This is a genomic window from Paucilactobacillus nenjiangensis (assembly GCF_005405445.1).
Lineage (GTDB): Bacteria > Bacillota > Bacilli > Lactobacillales > Lactobacillaceae > Paucilactobacillus > Paucilactobacillus nenjiangensis.
Window position 1 is genome coordinate 23,755 of sequence record NZ_BJEB01000001.1, and the last position, 18,495, is coordinate 42,249.

General features: G+C 40.1%; 14 protein-coding genes and 1 pseudogene. 10 read left to right on the forward strand and 5 right to left on the reverse strand.

Annotated elements, in window-relative coordinates:
- Positions 1-92: 92 nt before the first annotated feature.
- On the reverse strand, positions 93-1,001 hold the full coding sequence (locus FFM59_RS00150; RefSeq protein ID WP_137601044.1) for a LysR family transcriptional regulator: 909 nt from the start codon (positions 999-1,001) through the stop codon (positions 93-95).
- A gap of 159 nt (positions 1,002-1,160) precedes the next feature.
- Between FFM59_RS00150 and FFM59_RS00155 the strand changes: the two are divergent.
- The 7 genes and pseudogenes from FFM59_RS00155 (at position 1,161) to icd (ending at position 8,963) form a co-directional block, all read left to right on the forward strand.
- Positions 1,161-1,805, forward strand: a pseudogene (locus FFM59_RS00155) (bifunctional 2-keto-4-hydroxyglutarate aldolase/2-keto-3-deoxy-6-phosphogluconate aldolase).
- Between the two features lie 93 nt (positions 1,806-1,898).
- Positions 1,899-2,576: a hypothetical protein gene (locus tag FFM59_RS00160; protein WP_137601045.1), complete on the forward strand. Its 678-nt coding sequence runs from the start codon at positions 1,899-1,901 to the stop codon at positions 2,574-2,576.
- Positions 2,577-2,578: 2 nt separating this feature from the next.
- Entirely contained in the window at positions 2,579-2,830 is a 252-nt protein-coding gene (locus FFM59_RS10105) for an EamA family transporter (protein ID WP_225420256.1), read from the forward strand.
- Between the two features lie 27 nt (positions 2,831-2,857).
- A complete protein-coding gene (locus FFM59_RS00165) occupies positions 2,858-3,451 on the forward strand; it encodes a DMT family transporter (RefSeq protein WP_225420257.1) in 594 nt (197 codons plus the stop codon).
- A gap of 331 nt (positions 3,452-3,782) precedes the next feature.
- A complete protein-coding gene (gene acnA, locus FFM59_RS00170) occupies positions 3,783-6,428 on the forward strand; it encodes an aconitate hydratase AcnA (RefSeq protein WP_137601046.1) in 2,646 nt (881 codons plus the stop codon).
- 114 nt (positions 6,429-6,542) lie between these two features.
- Positions 6,543-7,688 carry a citrate/2-methylcitrate synthase gene (locus FFM59_RS00175; protein ID WP_137601047.1) on the forward strand — a complete coding sequence of 382 codons (1,146 nt, stop codon included), beginning with the start codon at positions 6,543-6,545 and terminating at the stop codon, positions 7,686-7,688.
- 15 nt (positions 7,689-7,703) lie between these two features.
- Positions 7,704-8,963: an NADP-dependent isocitrate dehydrogenase gene (gene icd, locus FFM59_RS00180; protein WP_137601048.1), complete on the forward strand. Its 1,260-nt coding sequence runs from the start codon at positions 7,704-7,706 to the stop codon at positions 8,961-8,963.
- Positions 8,964-9,008: 45 nt separating this feature from the next.
- Here the strand turns inward: icd and FFM59_RS00185 are convergent, their stop codons facing one another.
- The 4 genes from FFM59_RS00185 to FFM59_RS00200 form a co-directional block, all read right to left on the reverse strand.
- On the reverse strand, positions 9,009-9,596 hold the full coding sequence (locus FFM59_RS00185) for a DUF1648 domain-containing protein (RefSeq protein WP_137601049.1): 588 nt from the start codon (positions 9,594-9,596) through the stop codon (positions 9,009-9,011).
- Position 9,597: 1 nt separating this feature from the next.
- Positions 9,598-9,891 (reverse strand): autorepressor SdpR family transcription factor, encoded by a 294-nt coding sequence (locus FFM59_RS00190; RefSeq protein WP_137601050.1) that lies wholly within the window; start codon positions 9,889-9,891, stop codon positions 9,598-9,600.
- Between the two features lie 422 nt (positions 9,892-10,313).
- Complete coding sequence (locus FFM59_RS00195; RefSeq protein ID WP_137601051.1) at positions 10,314-11,660, reverse strand: PFL family protein; 1,347 nt, start codon at positions 11,658-11,660, stop codon at positions 10,314-10,316.
- Positions 11,661-11,675: 15 nt separating this feature from the next.
- On the reverse strand, positions 11,676-11,942 hold the full coding sequence (locus FFM59_RS00200) for an ACT domain-containing protein (protein ID WP_137601052.1): 267 nt from the start codon (positions 11,940-11,942) through the stop codon (positions 11,676-11,678).
- A gap of 329 nt (positions 11,943-12,271) precedes the next feature.
- Between FFM59_RS00200 and FFM59_RS00205 the strand changes: the two genes are divergently transcribed.
- The 3 genes from FFM59_RS00205 (at position 12,272) to FFM59_RS00215 (ending at position 18,426) form a co-directional block, all read left to right on the forward strand.
- Positions 12,272-15,121, forward strand: coding sequence for a YhgE/Pip domain-containing protein (locus tag FFM59_RS00205; RefSeq protein WP_170175883.1), 2,850 nt, complete (start codon positions 12,272-12,274; stop codon positions 15,119-15,121).
- Positions 15,122-15,466: 345 nt separating this feature from the next.
- A complete protein-coding gene (locus FFM59_RS00210) occupies positions 15,467-15,934 on the forward strand; it encodes a CtsR family transcriptional regulator (protein WP_137601054.1) in 468 nt (155 codons plus the stop codon).
- Between the two features lie 17 nt (positions 15,935-15,951).
- Entirely contained in the window at positions 15,952-18,426 is a 2,475-nt protein-coding gene (locus FFM59_RS00215; protein WP_137601055.1) for an ATP-dependent Clp protease ATP-binding subunit, read from the forward strand.
- Positions 18,427-18,495 lie beyond the last annotated feature (69 nt).

Here is an 18,495-nt window from a genome sequence, read left to right on the forward strand (position 1 = left end):
TAATTCTCCTCGTGTTTTTAGTATAGTCATTCAATTGACCACTTTCATTGTAACCCGAACTACAGCTACGATTCAAAAGAAATAAGTTCAAGTTAACTATTATTTTTTGCAACTAATTTTTGTACAAAATCACGGAAAGCTTGTTCACCTGGTGACAGGGTGGCATCGAGAACTTGGACGAAGTAAATATCACGCATAAATTCGACCCCGGTTAGCTCTTTGGATGCCAAATTGTGGGCTTGGATAAAGTCTGCGAATTGTGGTAACTCGACTTGGAAATCAGGAATAATTGCCACACCTAAATTTTGTGCGACAAATTCAAGTAAAAAAGTATCTTCAGAAGTCTCAAAGTAGCTGGCGGGGACCGTATGGCGATTGATCAACTTATTCAAATGACGATTGTAGATATCATATTCTTTTCCTTTAATACCGAGAGCTTGGCCATTCAAGTCAGCAAAAGTGAGAGATGGATGTTGGTATAACGGATTGTCTGGCGAGACCAAAATGCGATAATGATTACGGGCGACAAAAAAACCATCGTATTTTTTTAAATCAATCGGACCGTTAATGAATCCAATGTTGGCGTGGTGATCATTTAACATATTTCGCAATGCCGAATCCGGGAATTCTACCAAATTTAAAGTTGTCTCGGGATGGTCCGCTTGAAAGCTTTGAAAGAAATTGAAACCTAAAAAAGATAAGAATCCGTAAGTTGAAAAGACACTGACAATCTCATTGGCGAGTCGCGTATCGTCCGTGGGTGCGTTGATACTTTGAAACATTAACTCTAGTTCGGTCGCTTTATTATATAAATTATGGGAGTATGCAGTAGGTTTAATGCCAGCTTTTGAGCGCATAAATAATTGCACCGATAAATCCGCCTCTATCCGATTAATGGCTTTGGCGACTCCTTGCGGCGACATGAAAAGTTTCTCAGATGCCGCTGAAAAAGAGTGATTGTCATAAGTTGTTGTAAATATTTTTAAGTCGTTAGTGTCCATTTGTCATTCACCTCAAGATAATTGTAACAGTATTTAATGATACAGTTGTAACTTTTAGTTTCAAGGTAGTCTTCTTTAGTTGATCTATTTGCAAGAATTACTGCTTTATACTGTTCACGTAGTTAAGTTACTTAGTCAAACACAAGAGGAGATAAACTGATGAAAAGATTTGAAACATTAAGTCAAATTAAATATACAGGTATTATCGCGGTGGTTGGAGCAGAGACTGCAGACAAGGCCATCAAAGTGGTTGAAGCGTTAGTTGCTGGTGGAATTAAGGGAATTGAGCTGACTTTTACAGTTCCACAGGCGGATCAAGTAATTAGTCAACTGGCCGCTAAGTATGCGCAGACCGACGTCGTTATTGGGGCTGGGACAGTGCTAGAACCTGTGACGGCACGTTTGGCCATTAATGATGGTGCTCAGTTTTTGGTTAGCCCTTTGTTTGATGAAGGAACGGCGAAGATGGCTAACTTGTATCAAGTTCCTTACTTGGCAGGTGCGTTTACTATTACAGAAATAAAAACTGCCCTGGAAGCCGGCGTGGATATTGTTAAGATGTTTCTAGGGGCGGAAGCTTCACCATCGATGGTCAAAGCAGTGATGGCACCCATGCCACAATTGAGTATTATGCCTTCTGGTGGTGTGAGCCTAGACAATATGGAATAATGGATTAATGCCGGCGTCGTTGCATTAGGTGCTGGTGGTAATTTGTTGAAACCAGCTGACACGGACGATTATGCCGGGGTTACCGCAATGGCAAAGAAGTTTATGACTAAATATCGCCAACTGAATCAAAAATAACCCTTGTGTAATACCAACTGAATCATATAATTTACCTAAGTCACTAGCAATGGTGACTTCTTTATGTTTGGATAAAAAACGGGGTGATTTAAAATGAAAATCGTATTTTGGAATTGCAATGATGGTTTTCAAAAGAAGTATTCAAAATTAGATGAGATTTCGGCAGATTTATGTATCGTAGCTGAGTGCCGAGATATAAATAATGATAAATTTACAACCTTTCGAGAAACCCATAAAAACATTATGTATTTAAAACAGGATGGTGATATCAAGGGATTATTGATTTATTCCAATAAAGACAAGTTTACGAAACAAGATTGGAATGACTACAATATGGATTACTACTTGCCAATCTGTTTTCAAGATAAGAAAATATTATGTGTCTGGACCAAACATGGTTATATAGAGGATTTATGCACATACACTCAGTTACATATGAATAATCTTAAAGATACAATAATTATTGGAGATTTCAATAGTAGTGTTATTTGGGACAAAAAGCACGGTCGACGGACTCATAGCTTTTTTAATCACTTAATGAACGGAGTTAATCACATATATGCTTACCATACACAAACTGGAGAACAATTTGGGAAAGAAACACAGCCTACTTTCTTCCTACATCGAAACGAGCTACAACCATATCATATTGATTATTCGTATGTACCAGAAAACGATGGGTATCATTTAGAAATCGGTAATAGGGAGTTTTTAGATTACTCGGATCACTTACCTTTGATTTTAGATATTAATAACGATTTGAAGGATTAAAAATGAAAGCTAAAACCAATTTTTTATTAATTATTTCAATTATCGCGACTTCCTTTGCGTCGATTTTTGTGAAGTGGTCCAATGCACCAGCGACGACGATTAGTATGTATCGGATGTATTTTGCGAGCCTATTATTGTTGCCAATTGCGTATCGGTATCGTAAAGAGCTGTTGACGTTACGCAAAGCTGAATGGGGCCGGCTAATATTTGCCGGGATTTTATTGGGTTGTCATTTTGGGCTGTGGTTTGAATAATTGAAGCTGACGACGGTTGCGAGCTCGATGATTATCATTGCCTTGCAACCAATTGTGGCTTTAGTGGCGGAATTTTTGGTGTTTGGAAAGCGCACAAATTTGGCGTCGATGGTGACGATTGGGGTCTCCTTGATTGGAATCTGCTTGGTGGGATGGGGGGACTTTGGCCATGGAGTGGCGACGATGATTGGGGATGGACTGTCGTTATTGTGTATGATTGCGTTGGTGACGTATATGATGGTCGGTCAGCAAGTGATGCTCAAGGTAACGCACTGGTTATATAGTTTCGTGGTATTTTTAGTAGCCGGCATCACGCTGAACTGTTTTAACTTGATCACTCAACAACAGATGACTGGCTTTGCACCCAGAGAGTGGGGAATCTTCTGGTTGTTGGCGGTCGTCCCAACCTTAGCGCATGTGATTTACAATTATCTGTTGAATTACATTGATACCACGACCATTTCGATGAGTATGCTGGGTGAGCCGGTGGGTGCCACCATCCTGGCCACTTTGTTGCTCGGTGAATCAATCACTGGACTGACAATTGTGGGAAACATTATTGTCCTCGGTTCAGTCTTTACCTTCTTATTAATTGAAAATAGTAGTAGTCAAAAAACTTAACATTTCAGTACTTCATTAATTATTCGTCGGATAATGATGAAGTATTTTTTTGCTACATTATGAGATATTTTTGTCCTAATTTACATAAACATGTCAGTTGTCAATTAACTCAAATATTAAAAAAATTGACTTAATAAAATTAAGTTTGTGATGGTTGTCCACTTTGTTTTGCAATGCAATTGGCGAATAAACCCTGAATTTGCTTGACGATGCACAAGTTCCGATTTAGGGTATTATTAGTTACAAAAAATTAAAATAAGATTAAAAAGTTTTAATAATTGGGTGACACGACTTAGTAACCTTGTCGACTCATACATAAATTTCGGGAAAGATGGTGGATTATTTGGCGACAGATTCGTTACAAAAGACATTTGAGATTAATGGAAAAACGTATCATTTTGCAAATATCGCAGCTTTTTTAGCTGATCATGGTGCTTCGGTGGAATCAATGCCATATACGATTCGAGTGTTGTTAGAGGCGGCCTTACGCCGTGCCGGTAATGATGCTGAAAAGATTGCGGCGTTAACGACGTTTGTTAATTGGGATGAACATCATGACCAAGACGTATCCTACAATCCTGAACGTGTGATTCTACAAGATTTTACAGGGGTGCCTGCACTGGTTGATTTGGCCGCCATGCGTGATGCATTGGCAGAACAAGGTGGGGATGTTCAAAAAATTAATCCCGAAGTCCCCGTTGATTTGGTCATTGACCACTCGGTACAAGTCGACCGCTCTGGGGATGACTTGGCCTTTGACTATAATATTGAAAAAGAATTTGAACGTAATGAAGAACGATATAAGTTCTTGAAGTGGGCGCAAGGTAGTTTTGATAATTTGACCGTGATTCCACCTGATACTGGAATTATTCATCAGGTCAATTTGGAACGATTAGCTCAAGTCATTCGCACCAAAGAAAATGAGAATGGCGAACTCGAAGCTTTTCCAGATACTTTGGTCGGTACTGATTCGCATACAACCATGATTAATGGCCTGGGAGTGCTGGGCTGGGGCGTTGGCGGAATTGAAGCTGAAGCAAGTATGTTGGGCGAAACATCATTTATGCCAATGCCACGTGTCGTTGGGGTTAAGTTAACTGGCAAATTGAATCCAGGCGTGACGGCGACTGATTTGGCCTTAACGTTGACGAATCAACTGCGTAATCATGGAGTGGTGGGCAAATTTGTGGAGTATTATGGCTCCGGCTTGGCGCATTTACCACTGGCATATCGGGCAACAATTGCGAACATGGCACCAGAATATGGGGCTACCTGTGGCTTCTTCCCGGTTGATCAGCAAACGCTAGAATATTTGAAATTGACGAGTCGCCCAGATGAGTTGATTAATTTGGTGGAAGAATATTCACAAGCTAACCACTTCTTCTATGACGAAAGCACTGATAGTAGTCGACATTACAGTGAAATTGAAGAATTAGATTTAAGTACCGTAGAAAGTAGTGTCGCTGGACCTAGTCGTCCACAAGATATTGTGAAATTGGCGAACTTACCAGCACAGTTTGAGGACCGGCGAGACATGGCTGCCTATCCAGTACAAGTTGCGGGTCAAGACTTTGCGCTTCGCCCAGGATCATTAGGCATTGCGGCCATTACCAGTTGTACTAATACTTCAAACCCACAAGTTCTAATTGCCGCGGCATTAATTGCTAAAAAAGCGGTTGAATTTGGGCTAAAGGTGCCCGCATACGTCAAGACGTCTTTTGCTCCTGGTTCACGGGTAGTAACTGACTACTTGAAAGCGGCTGGCTTACAAGATTCCCTCGATGCAATCGGTTTTAACTTAGTTGGTTATGGTTGTACGACTTGTATCGGTAATTCCGGCCAGTTGTTAGAAGAATTACAACAAAGTGTCGTGGACAGACCTTATCCAATTGCGGCGGTAGAAAGTGGTAACCGGAACTTTGAAGGGCGGGTGAATCCGCTTGTCAAAGATACGTATTTGGCTTCACCTCCACTAGTAGTGATTTACGCTTTAGCGGGAACGCTTGATATTGACGTTACCACTGAACCAGTTGGTGTTAGCACAGATGGCACGCCAGTATATTTGACTGATTTGTGGCCAGCCGATGAAGATGTCGACGCAATCGCCACCGAGTACATTAAGCCTGAACAATTCTCAGATAATTATTCGTCTATTTTAAAACAGAACGAAACATGGAACGCTTTACAAGCACCATCATCAGTCACTTATGAATGGGATGATCAATCAACTTACATTGCGTCACCACCATTCTTTGAACAACAAGAAGGCCAACCAAGTGAATTCGATGATATGCGTGCACTGGCGAGCTTTGGTGATTCCATCACGACTGACCATATTTCTCCAGCAGGTTTCATCGGTTCAACCACGCCAGCTGGTAAATATTTAGCTAGTAAAGGAGTGTCAATCAAAGAATTTAACTCATATGGTTCACGTCGCGGTCACCATGATGTCATGATGCGTGGGACGTTAGCAAATATTCGTTTACGTAACCAACTTGTCCCGGATAAAACGGGTGGTTTTACCCGTTATTTACCAACCAATCAAGAAACGACGATTTTTGACGCAGCAATGCAGTATAAACAGGATCAAACGCCATTAGTGATTTTGGCTGGTAAAGATTACGGGATGGGTTCTTCACGTGATTGGGCCGCCAAAGGGGTTAAGTTATTGGGTGTGAAGGCGATTATTGCCGAAAGTTTTGAACGAATTCACCGTTCTAATTTGGTCATGATGGGAATTGTTCCTCTTGAATATCAAAATGGTGATACGGCTGAAAGTCTTGGACTTGATGGTACCGAAACATTTGATATCAAGCTTAATCAAACGACGGCCCACGTAATTGCCACTAAAGATACCAAAAAAGTCGAATTTGATACCAAACTTCGCTTTGATACACCAAAAGACTGGGAATACTATGAAAATGGTGGCATATTGCCATTAATTGTAAAAGAAAAGAGTGCAACCAGCCTCGATTAGAACACCATATCTCAGGTAACCACACTACAATCTCGTGGTGCACTCTTACTTGTTAATAATTGCACAAAAAAATAAGACGTAGAGGAAGACACATAGAAAATATGAGGTGAGCATATGGACCTACCCAAAGGATTAGCAGGAGTTGTAATTTCAGAAACCAAAATCAGCTCGACAAAAGACGCAAAGTTAACATATAGTGGTTATCCAATTCAAGAACTGAAGGATGCTTCATTTGAAGAAGTCGTGTATTTATTGTGGCATCAAGAAACTCCAACCGTTGAACAAGTCCAAGACTTACGGAAATTGTTGGTTAGTGAAATGAAGTTACCAGATGAAACGATTCGTTTGATCAAAGAAGTGGCTAAAGAACCACAGCATCCGATGAGTATTTTACGAACGACTGTTTCATTGTTGGGAACGACTCATAATGAGGATGGCTTGGATCAACCACCAGTGATTTTGGCGAAAATGCTGACCGCAATTGCTGCGATTATCCGGTTACGTGACAATCAAAAATTGATGGAAGTTCACGAAGACTGGGGTGTCGTCGAAAACTTCATGTATTTATTTACTGGACAGCGACCAAGCCCAGAGTACGTAAAAATGTTTTCAACGGTGATGGTGCTACATGCTGACCATGAATTTAATGCGTCGACTTTTACCGCACGGGTAGTCGCTTCAACGCAAGCGGACTATTATTCTTGTTTGACGGCTGCCGTCTGTGCTTTAAAAGGACCACTGCATGGTGGAGCAAATGAACAAGTTTTCAAAATGTTGGCGGAGATTCGCGAAACAGGCATTAAACCGATTGATTACATTGAAAAACAAATTGCCGCTGGTAAAAAAATCATGGGCTTTGGCCATCGCATTTATAAGCATGGAGATCCACGGGCTAAAATTTTGCGTGGCATTGCTGAAAAAATGGCACAAACTACGAATAATTCAGTGTATTTTGATTTGGAAGAACAGATTGCTAATTATATGTTTGAAAAAACCAAATTATATCCCAATGTCGATTACTACACGGCCGTGATTTACCATTGCCTAGGCCTGGATAGTTCGACCTTTACGATGATGTTTGCCGCTTGTCGTACCACCGGCTGGATGGCACATATTATTGAGCAACAGACGGATGGCACATTAATTCGCCCATCATCAGAATATGTTGGTGAGATGCATCATTACACTGGCCCAATCAAAGCACAAGATACGGCATCCGTGACAAAAAAAGTCGTGGATTTTGGTGCGACTAAATCATAAGTGAGGAAGTTTAACATGGCAGACGAGAAAATTGAAATGAGAAATGGTGTGTTATTAACACCAGATCATCCAACGATTCCATTTATTGAAGGAGACGGAATTGGTTCAGAAATTTGGGGAGCGGCGCAAGAAGTCTTTGATGAAGCTGTAAAGAAGGCCTTTTCCGGGCAAAAAGCGGTCAACTGGAAGCCGATTTTAGCTGGTGAAGTGGCATTTAAACAAACTGGTCAATGGTTACCAGATGAAACTTTAGCAACCTTAAAAGAATATTTAGTTGGTATTAAAGGTCCGCTGACGACGCCGATTGGAGTAGGTCATCGTTCAATTAACGTAACTTTACGCCAAAAATTGGACCTCTATGCTTGTTTTAGACCAGTTGAATTTTATCCTGGAACGCCTTCGCCGGTTAAGCACCCGGAAAATGTGGCCATTGATGTATTCCGCGAAAATACAGAAGACATTTATGCGGGCATTGAAGCAGATGTGCATACACCAGAAGCAGATCAAATCAAGGCATTGCTCAAGGATCAAAATCAAATTGACAAGGTCCGTTTCCCCGATTCAGTGGCTTTTGCAATTAAACCGGTCTCGATTGAGGGCTCTCAGCGCCTGGTGAAAGCGGCAATGGAATATGCTTTGGCTAATAATAAACATACGCTGTCGTTGGTTCATAAGGGTAACATCATGAAGAAAACGGAAGGTGGGTTTAAAAAATGGGGCTATGAGCTAATCGAATCAGATTATGCTGACCAAACTTTTACAACACCTCAGTACGATTCTATTAAAGAACGAGACGGTAAAGTCGCAGCTGATCAAGCTTGGGATACTGCGAAAGCCGCTGGCAAAGTGATGGTCAATGACATTATCACGGATAACTTTTTCCAACAAACGTTGCTGTACCCTGAGCATTTTGAAGTGGTCGCTACCTTAAATTTGAACGGTGATTATATCTCTGATGCCCTGGCGGCCCAAGTAGGCGGGATTGGAATTGCCCCTGGTGGCAATATTAACTATCAAACAGGACATGCAATTTTTGAAGCTACGCATGGCACGGCCCCTCAATTCGTTGGTCAAAATAAATTGAACCCAACCTCGATTATTTTATCTGGGGCCATGATGTTTGATTATATTGGCTGGCCAGAAGTTGGTAAGTTAATTCGTGGTGGAATTGCTGATGCAATCAGCGGTGGACACGTGACTGCAGACTTTACTGATGATGAAACAAAAGCACTAAGTACTAGTGGCTTTGGTACCTACGTGGCTGAACACTTATAGAAATGAAAAAAAGTTGAACCGATTGGTCCAACTTTTTAAATATCCTTATTTATGCGGTTTCGCAATTAACATGACTGCAAAAATGCCAATAATGATGGCGGCAATCAGAACAACTGACAAAATTGGGTTGAAAAAGATACTGATTAATAACAAAATGCCACCGTAAAATAAGACTCGTCCCACCGGAAACTGTGCTCCACGCCAACGTTTATCTTGTTTTCGTTCGCCATTGAAGGTTGGAAGGTAATTACCGGTGATGATGAAGACCAGAGACACAATCGTGACGGTGAGTCGCCAGAAGTCAATTTCATTACCCAGATTGTAAAGAATCGTGGCTGGATACAAAATGACGGTGAAGACGGGAATAACCCAAGCCACAACTTCTTGAAAACGACTGGCTGGTTTATTTTTAGCTGCGTATACCATGGTGTAGGTACAAAGGATCTGAACAAGCAGCATTAATAATGGTAAACCAAAAATGAAAAATGAACGACTCATAAAGCCATTAGGAGTGTTATCAATGCCAAAGTGGGTGGCCATTTTAGTTGGTAATTCGGAATAAACAGAAACTCCATATATCATTGGGACTAAAATAATTAAGCCACTGATGATTAGTTGCTTGATTGTTTTCATGTTATTTACCTCCCTCAGAGTTGCTTGATTCAGGGCCTTTTGAAAAGTTATAAATCCAGGCTAATATTTCCTCGAAGACACTGATGTTTAAATCATAATAAATCCAGTTTTTTTCTTTCCGACTCGTAATGAGTCCAACTTGGGTCAGTAGTTTAAGGTGGTAAGACACCGTTGCTTGGCTTAAGTCAAACTGTGCAGCAATTTCACCAGCAGATTGACTTTGGTTTTTTAGACTTTCTAAAATTTGACGACGGACAGGATCTGAGATGGCTTTCAACGTTTCGTTTAATGACATTCCATGACCTCCTCATCCAAACTATTTAGAATTATTTCTAAATAGATAATAGCCTGAAATAGTTAAAAAGTCAATACTATATCGATAAAATTCTAAATAGGTGTTAAAAAATAAAGTAGTCGTATAAACGACTACTCCAACAAAGTGACACTATATTAGGTAGGGACTCGGCTATGGACTCAGCTGGTTCTTTTTTTACATACAAATATATACAAGTGACTTGTAGTTTTCAAGTTAAACAAGCTATTGAAAAATTAAAAAAATGGGTTACTCAAAAGTACACTGGTTATGTTCACACACTAGTTTAATCATGTTCACAAGAGTAAACATTTCACTTAATTAAAAAAAATCATAATGGCAAAGTGCAGCCATCATGATTCTTTTCTATTAATACTCAATGTCTGACCGCTCATGCTCACACACTAGTTTTTAAATGAATGAATTGGTGCAGGAATATGGCCACCGCGACCAATGAAGGCAGCAGGAGAACTTTGATTAACACGCATAATAGGTGCTCGGCCGAATAAGCCACCAAAGTCAATTTCTTCGCCAACGTCCTTGCCAGGTACGGGGATGACCCGGATGGCAGTCGTTTTGTTATTTATCACACCAATAGCTGCTTCGTCAGCCAAAATGGCACTGATTGTGGATGCAGTCGTCTTACCAGGGACCGCAATCATATCCAAACCAACAGAACAAACTGCAGTCATTGCTTCTAGTTTTTCAATATTTAAGTTGCCATTTTCGGCGGCTTTAATCATCCCAGCATCTTCAGAGACAGGGATAAAGGCACCTGATAAACCACCAACGTGTTCACAAGCCATGATTCCACCTTTTTTAACGGCATCATTTAGCATAGCGAGGCCAGCGGTAGTGCCTGGAGCACCCACACTCTCAAGTCCTATTTCTTCTAAAATTTCGGCAACAGAATCGCCTGGAGCAGGAGTCGGTGCCAATGATAAATCAACAATCCCGAAAGGTACATTCAGACGTTCAGATGCTTGTGTTCCAATCAGTTGCCCAATGCGAGTTACTTTAAAGGCAGTCTTTTTGATGGTTTCTGACACAATATCAAAAGATTTACCGCGGACTTTTTCGAGTGCACGTTTGACAACCCCTGGACCACTAATTCCGACATTGATGACGCAATCGGCCTCACCAACACCGTGGAAACCACCAGCCATGAATGGATTGTCTTCAACCGCGTTGGCGAAAGCAACAAAATTCATACATTTTAATGGACTCTTATCAGCTAAGGCTTTGACCATTTCACCAACTTCAGCGACGGCATCCATGTTGATTCCAGTTTTAGTAGATCCGACATTGACTGAACTACAAACTCTCGAAGTAGCCATCAACGCATCTGGAATTGAAGCAATCAGCTTTCGATCACCACTTTGATATCCTTTTTGAACAAGGGCGGAAAAGCCACCAATTAAGTCTACGCCTAGGCTGGCTGCAGCTCGTTCCATGGTGACCGCATATTCAACATAGCTGTCTGTATCAGTGGCAGCCGCAGCGATTAATGAGATAGGTGTGACGGTAATCCGTTTGTTGACAATTGGCACACCATATTCATTTTCTAATTCTTCAGCGACAGGGACCAAGTTTTCAGCACAACGAGTAATTTTATCGTAAATCTTTTCACAGGCTTTATGACTATCACTGTCGATACAATCAAGCAGTGAGATACCCATGGTGATAGTTCTGATATCTAAATGTTGTTCGTCAATCATAGCGATGGTATCGCGAATTTGTTTGGTTTCCATTATTGGACAGACTCCTTAAATATTTTGCATTGCGTCAAAGAGTTCTTGGTTTTCAACGTGAATTGAAACACCAATTTGTTCCCCGACAGTGGATAATTCCTTTTTAATAGAAGCAAAATCTGCTTCCGCGTTTAATTCGCCCATCAGCATCATGGTGAAACTGCCGTGCATCAAGGTTTGAGACATATCGATGATATTAACTTGTAGTTCTGACAATTTTTGGCTAACAGCAGCCACGATTCCGACTTTGTCATTTCCGACAACTGTGATGATAATTTTCATAGCGATTCTCCTATTGTATAAGTTGTTTCCTATTATACCGAAAAGTGACAGACGTCGATAGTCCAATTATTAAAAAACTCTCATTTTCCCAAACATTCAAAATAAATTTGAATTTATTATTCGTATTTTATGTCGATTTTATGAATTTATCGAGCATAGTGATATCAAGACTGACAAATTGTTGATAGTGGCAACTATTAGAACGAGTCACTAATGCGTCCTGATGTAAAGGGTTGACATTCACCCGGGGTAACGGGTAAAGTAATAAACGGTTCATGACATTAATAAAAGGTTATGAAATGTTTCTAAGTTTGAACGGAGGATATCAGATGTTTAGTAATTTCGGGAGTGCCCGTGGTAAACGGATTGCGTACGTGGTACTTGCTTGTTTGATTCCAGCAGCTTTGCTGATTGCAATCTTTAATTTTATTCAATACGAACAAACAAATGCCACTAAAAACATTCCGGTTGCCGTTGTTAATCAAGATAAGACCATTGAAAGTAATGGCGAAGTGATTAACATGGGTGAACAGGTGGTTAGTACTTTAAAGAAAGACCACCAAGTTAAATGGGAGTTTATGGACGAGAAAACAGCTCAGAAGAAGTTGAAATCTGGAGATGTTTATCTAGAAATTAAACTACCTAAGGATTTCTCAACTAACGCAGGAACTGCCTTAGAAAAGAATCCAAAAATCAGTAACATCGACGTCTATAAGTCAAAGAAGAACAACTACTTGTCATCAATGGTGTCTACCACGGTTGCTGATACAGTAACGAACCAAGTTAAGACTGATTTACAAGAAGCATATAGTAAATCATTGTTGAGTGGAGTTAAGAAATTATCGACTGGGACAAAACAAGCCGCAGCTGGAACTCAACAATTAGACGATGGTATGGTGCAACTACAAGATGGAAACATCCAAATTGTCCGTAACCTCGATTTATTAGCTTCAAAAATGGTTGAATTTAAGTCAGGTGCACAAACACTTGATGACGGCGTTAACACTTATACAACAGGTGTTGATACCTTAGCCTCAGCCAACGCTAAAATGTTAGCTGGTATTCAAGAACTCTCTGCCAAGGCACAACCACTGATTAGTGGAACTGCACAATTAGCAGATGGCTCACAACAGGTTGCATCTGGTGTTAAAACGTACACTGATGGAGTTTCAACTCTTCAATCTGGATTGAGTGGAACGTTATTACCTGGTATTCAACAGTTGTTGGATGGTGTAACTGGTAATGGTAATCCAGACAAGAGTTTGACGACTTCAACTCAAAAATTGTCTGATGGTGCCAAGAGTTTGAACGTTGGTATCTCACAATTGAAGAATGGTAAACCAGGTGGAACTGCTGATGAAGTTGGAGTTGATAATGCTTTTGCACAACTTCAATCAGGAATTTCAGCCAATGATTCAATTATTGCTAGTGTTTCTGATATGACCAAGGTAATGAAACAATCTCAAGTTGACACAGCGCAATTAAAAACTGACATGGCAAGCATGAAGACTGCAATGGGAACGTTGCAAAGTTTAGCTCCATTGTTGGATCAAATCTCATCAGCTAAGTCGCAAATTGCATCATTGCAAAGCCAATTGACAATGGTTTCAGGAATGGTTAAGTCGAAAGATCAAGTTAGCTCTGATCAGACGGCCGCAACTTCGACACAAGCCACATTAGATGCAGAAATTGCTAAATTGAAAGCGTCTGGTGCTGACACTACAGCCTTAGAAGCTGCTTCGGCTGCTAATTCTACGGCAAATAAAAAACTTGGAAATGATGCTACAATAAACGCAAATGCATTTAATTTAGTTAAAACTCAATCAACAACAGCTTTACAAAAGTTCAGTGATCAATTAAGTGGCGCAACATTGACTACGGATGATGCTAATCAGATGTTAGCTCAAGTTCAAAAGATTATGACTGAAGCTGATACATTATTTAATGAAACTGATCCACTGTTGAGTGATACTACAATTAATAATTTAAATTCAGTCGCCGGTAGTACACAGACATTGAAAGAGAGCCTATCGCATGTCAATACTGTGATTGATAGTAATTTGGACTTATTAATTGATGGTTCATCACAACTTTCTGATGGTAATTCTCAATTAAATGATAGTTCACCAACTCTTGTCAGTGGAATTGAACAATTATTTGATGGCGTAGCCAATAAGATTATTCCTGGTGCAAATCAATTAGTAGCCAACAATGCCAAATTAAATTCAGGAGCTCAACAAGTTGCTGACGGTAATAAGACATTATCAGCTTCTGCTCCAACTTTAATTGCTGGTGTTGGACAATTATTATCTGGTGCATTGCAAATCAATGATGGTGGTTCACAATTGACTGCTGCAAGTCCACAACTTCGTTCAGGTACTGGTCAGATTGTTGATGCAACTGATCAAGCAGCTAGTGGCTCAAAACAATTGGCTGATGGTTCACATCAAGTTCAAGATGGTTTGGTCACCGCTGGAAATGGTACTAACAAGTTGAATACTGCACTTCAAGATGGTGTTAGCCAATTAACACCAGTTAGTGATTCATCTAAGAACACAAATCATTTTGCTACTCCAGTAACTACAAAAGACATTAATAGTGATACACAAGATTTGAAGAATACCTTTGCACCATTAGTATTAGCACTTGTGCTATTCCTAAGTGCGGTGGTAACCCAATTAGGTCTCTTTACACCTAAACAACGTAAGATTAGCTTATTACAAGAACCATTGCTCGCAATTGGTGTAACGGCAGTTGTTCAAGCAATCATTGCAGATGCCTTAATCGGTATTTTAGGTGTGACTGTTTCAAACTGGGTTGGTTTAACACTCTTTACCTTGTTAACTTCAATCTTCTTCACCTTGATTTGCATGTTGCTTTATCATATCTTTGGCCGTGTCGGCGTACTGTTCGCAGTATTGTTGTCACTCCTTCAAGTGATTATCACTGGTCAAGTATTCCCTAACGCTATGCTTTCAGGGTTCTATCAAGCAGTTGGAAATATCTTACCAATGACTCATGCAATTCACGGTTTCGAAAATCTAATCAATGGCGGTGACTACAGCGTCTGGTTAGCAATCGCATTCTTAACAGTCTTTACTGCTATTCTCGGTGGTATCGCATATCTTGTTGATATGATGTTAAATAAGCGTGATACAAATGATGCATCAGAAGAATAAGTAGTGAAATAAGTCGGTTTGCGACTGAGTATAGTTTAGAATTATGGATATAAGTGTTCTTCTTATGTTCATGATTCATAACTAGACGGAAGACGTAGACTTATTGAACACAATTCAATAAGTATGCTGACTGATGTAACGCTACTTAAATACAAAAATAGTTGGACCGAATAAAATCGGTTCAACTATTTTTTATCTATCTGAATGTGTGCAAATTTAGTCAGTGACTATTGTGTTTGATATATTTTCGATAAACATCGGTTATTTTAGGCTAAATCATTTGCAATTATGAATTTTGTTTGTATAATATTAGTCAACATTAGTCAAAGATACAGGAGGTTAGTTATGGAAGGCCAAAATATCTCAGATGTGATTGAGAACTATTTAAAAAATATTTTGTCCGATTCTGAGCACGTAGAAATCAGACGTTCAGAAGTTGCTGACCTGTTTGATGTAGTGCCATCTCAAATTAATTACGTTATTAAAACCCGGTTCACCATTCAAAATGGTTATCTCGTTGAAAGCAAACGAGGTGGCGGTGGCTATATTCGGATTGAAAAAGTTAACTTAATGGATGATGTTGCTGTGTTGAACACGTTAATTCAGGTCATTGGAGACGAAATCAATGAGCGGGATGCAGTTTCGATAATTCAAACATTGTATGATGAAGATGTGATTACACGTCGTGAAGCCGATTTAATGGCTGTGATGGTATCGAAGCAAACGTTAGCGTTTGACAATCGTCAAGTGGGGGATACACTTCGAGCACACGTTCTGATTTCATTATTGAACAGATTGCGTTACGAAAGTTAAGAAAGAGGGGAATTGTTATGGATAACTTATTTACACCAAGCGCCAAAAACGTACTTACTTTGGCTCAAGAACAGGCCAAACATTTCAAACATCAAGCTGTAGGTACGGAACATTTACTGCTAGCTTTGAGTATTGAACAAAATGGAATTGCTAGCAAAGTGTTGCAACAATTCTCAGTTGGTGAAGATGATATTCGCGAAGAAATTGAACGCTTCACTGGTTACGGGACTTTAACCGGCGCAGATAAGGATAGTTATTTACCATATTCTCCTAAAGCCAAAGAAATTCTCGCAGTCGCTGGAGAAGAAGCTAAACGCTTAGGCGCTTTGAAAATTGGTACTGAACACCTACTTCTTGCCTTATTATCAGATGAAAGTATTCTATCATCTCGCATTTTACTCAACTTAGATGTTGATTTAAATCAAGCACGTCGCATTGTAATGCGTCGTCTCGGAGTTTCTGACGCACCTAAACGTCGCCAGGCTAACAAGCAAAAATCAACACAAGCTGAAGGGACACCAACTTTAGACTCACTAGCTCGTGATTTAACTCAGAGTGCTCGTGAAGATAAAATGGATCCCGTGGTGGGTCGTGAAAAAGAAGTACGTCGGGTGGTTCAAATTTTGAGCCGTCGGACGAAGAATAACCCAGTATTAATTGGTGAACCCGGAGTTGGTAAAACTGCGATTGCTGAAGGATTAGCTCAACGGATTATTAGTGGGGATGTTCCTGGTGATTTAGCTCAGAAACGTTTAATGATGCTCGATATGGGCTCATTAGTTGCTGGCACTAAGTACCGTGGTGAATTCGAAGATCGTTTGAAGAAAGTGATTGATGAAATTTATCGTGATGGAAATGTCATTTTATTCATTGATGAATTGCATACCTTAATTGGTGCCGGTGGCGCTGAAGGTGCTATCGATGCTTCCAATATTTTGAAACCCGCTTTGGCTCGTGGAGAACTTCAAACAATCGGTGCGACAACGTTAGATGAATATCAAAAGTATATTGAATCAGATGCTGCCTTAGAACGTCGTTTTGCAACCGTTCAAGTTGCTGAACCAACTGAAGACGAAGCCGTTCAAATTTTGACTGGTTTAAAGGATCGTTACGAGGACCATCACCATGTAGAAATTACTGATGATGCGATTGAACAATCTGTTACCTTGTCATCACGTTACATCAGTGACCGTTTCTTACCAGATAAGGCCATTGATTTGATGGATGAAGCTTCAGCTAAAGTTCGAATTGATGCGCAAGACAAACCATCAAAACAAACGAAGGCTACTGAAAAATTAGAAAAACTTGGTGTTCAAAAGGAAGAAGCTATCGAAGATCAAAACTTCGATTTGGCTGCTGAATTACGCCAAGAAGAACTCAAATTAAAGGCCAAGCTCGACAAACAAGCTGCCCCAGTTGAAGATAGTCATGCGAAGTATGATTTGAAAGTTACTGGTGAAGATGTGGCTGAAGTTGTTGCTGAATGGACAGGAATTCCACTGACACAATTACAAAAGAGTGAAAGTGACCGCCTCGTCAACTTGGAAAGCATTTTGCATAAGCGGGTTATCGGTCAGGGTGAAGCAGTTTCTGCCGTGTCACGAGCAATTCGTCGTTCAAGCAGTGGCCTGAAAGATCCTAACCGTCCAATTGGTTCATTTATGTTCCTTGGACCTACTGGGGTTGGTAAAACTGAATTAGCTAAGACTTTGGCTGAATCAGTCTTTGGCTCAGAAGACAGCATGATTCGGGTCGATATGTCTGAATACATGGAAAAATACAGTACCAGCCGTTTGATTGGTGCTGCACCAGGTTATGTGGGCTATGATGAAGGTGGACAATTAACTGAAAAAGTTCGCCAACATCCATACTCAGTTGTGCTTTTAGATGAAGCTGAAAAAGCCCATCCAGATGTCTTTAACTTGTTATTACAAGTCTTAGATGATGGCTATTTGACAGATGCTAAGGGTCGTAAAGTTGATTTCAGAAACACAATCTTGATTATGACTTCTAACTTGGGAGCTACCACGTTACGTGATGAAAAGGAAGTTGGTTTTGGTGCCAAAGACATGCAAGATAACTATCAAGCAATGTCGAGCACCATTCAAGAACAATTGAAATTACATTTCCGTCCCGAATTCTTGAACCGGATTGACGAAACAGTCATCTTCCATTCATTAAAGAAGCCAGAATTACATCAAATTGTTAAATTAATGATGAAAAACGTGATTAAACGTATGAGCGAACAAGGCATTGACTTGAAAGTTACGCCAGCTGCCATCGATGTTGTTGCAGCAGCAGGCTTTGACCCAGAGTATGGTGCTCGTCCAATTCGCCGAGCTTTACAAACCAAAATTGAGGATCTCTTGAGTGAATCAATCTTGTCAGGTGAAATAAATGTCGGAGATACAGTGACAGTTGGGGCTCGTTCTGGTAAAATTAAGTTAAATGTTACAGATCAACACAATGCGTCGGGATTAGCGGCGAAGTAAGATCATTGGGTAGTTTAGGGAGAGCTTTTTTCTCTAAGCTTTTTTTATAGAGTATAGTTAGTTTAGGTA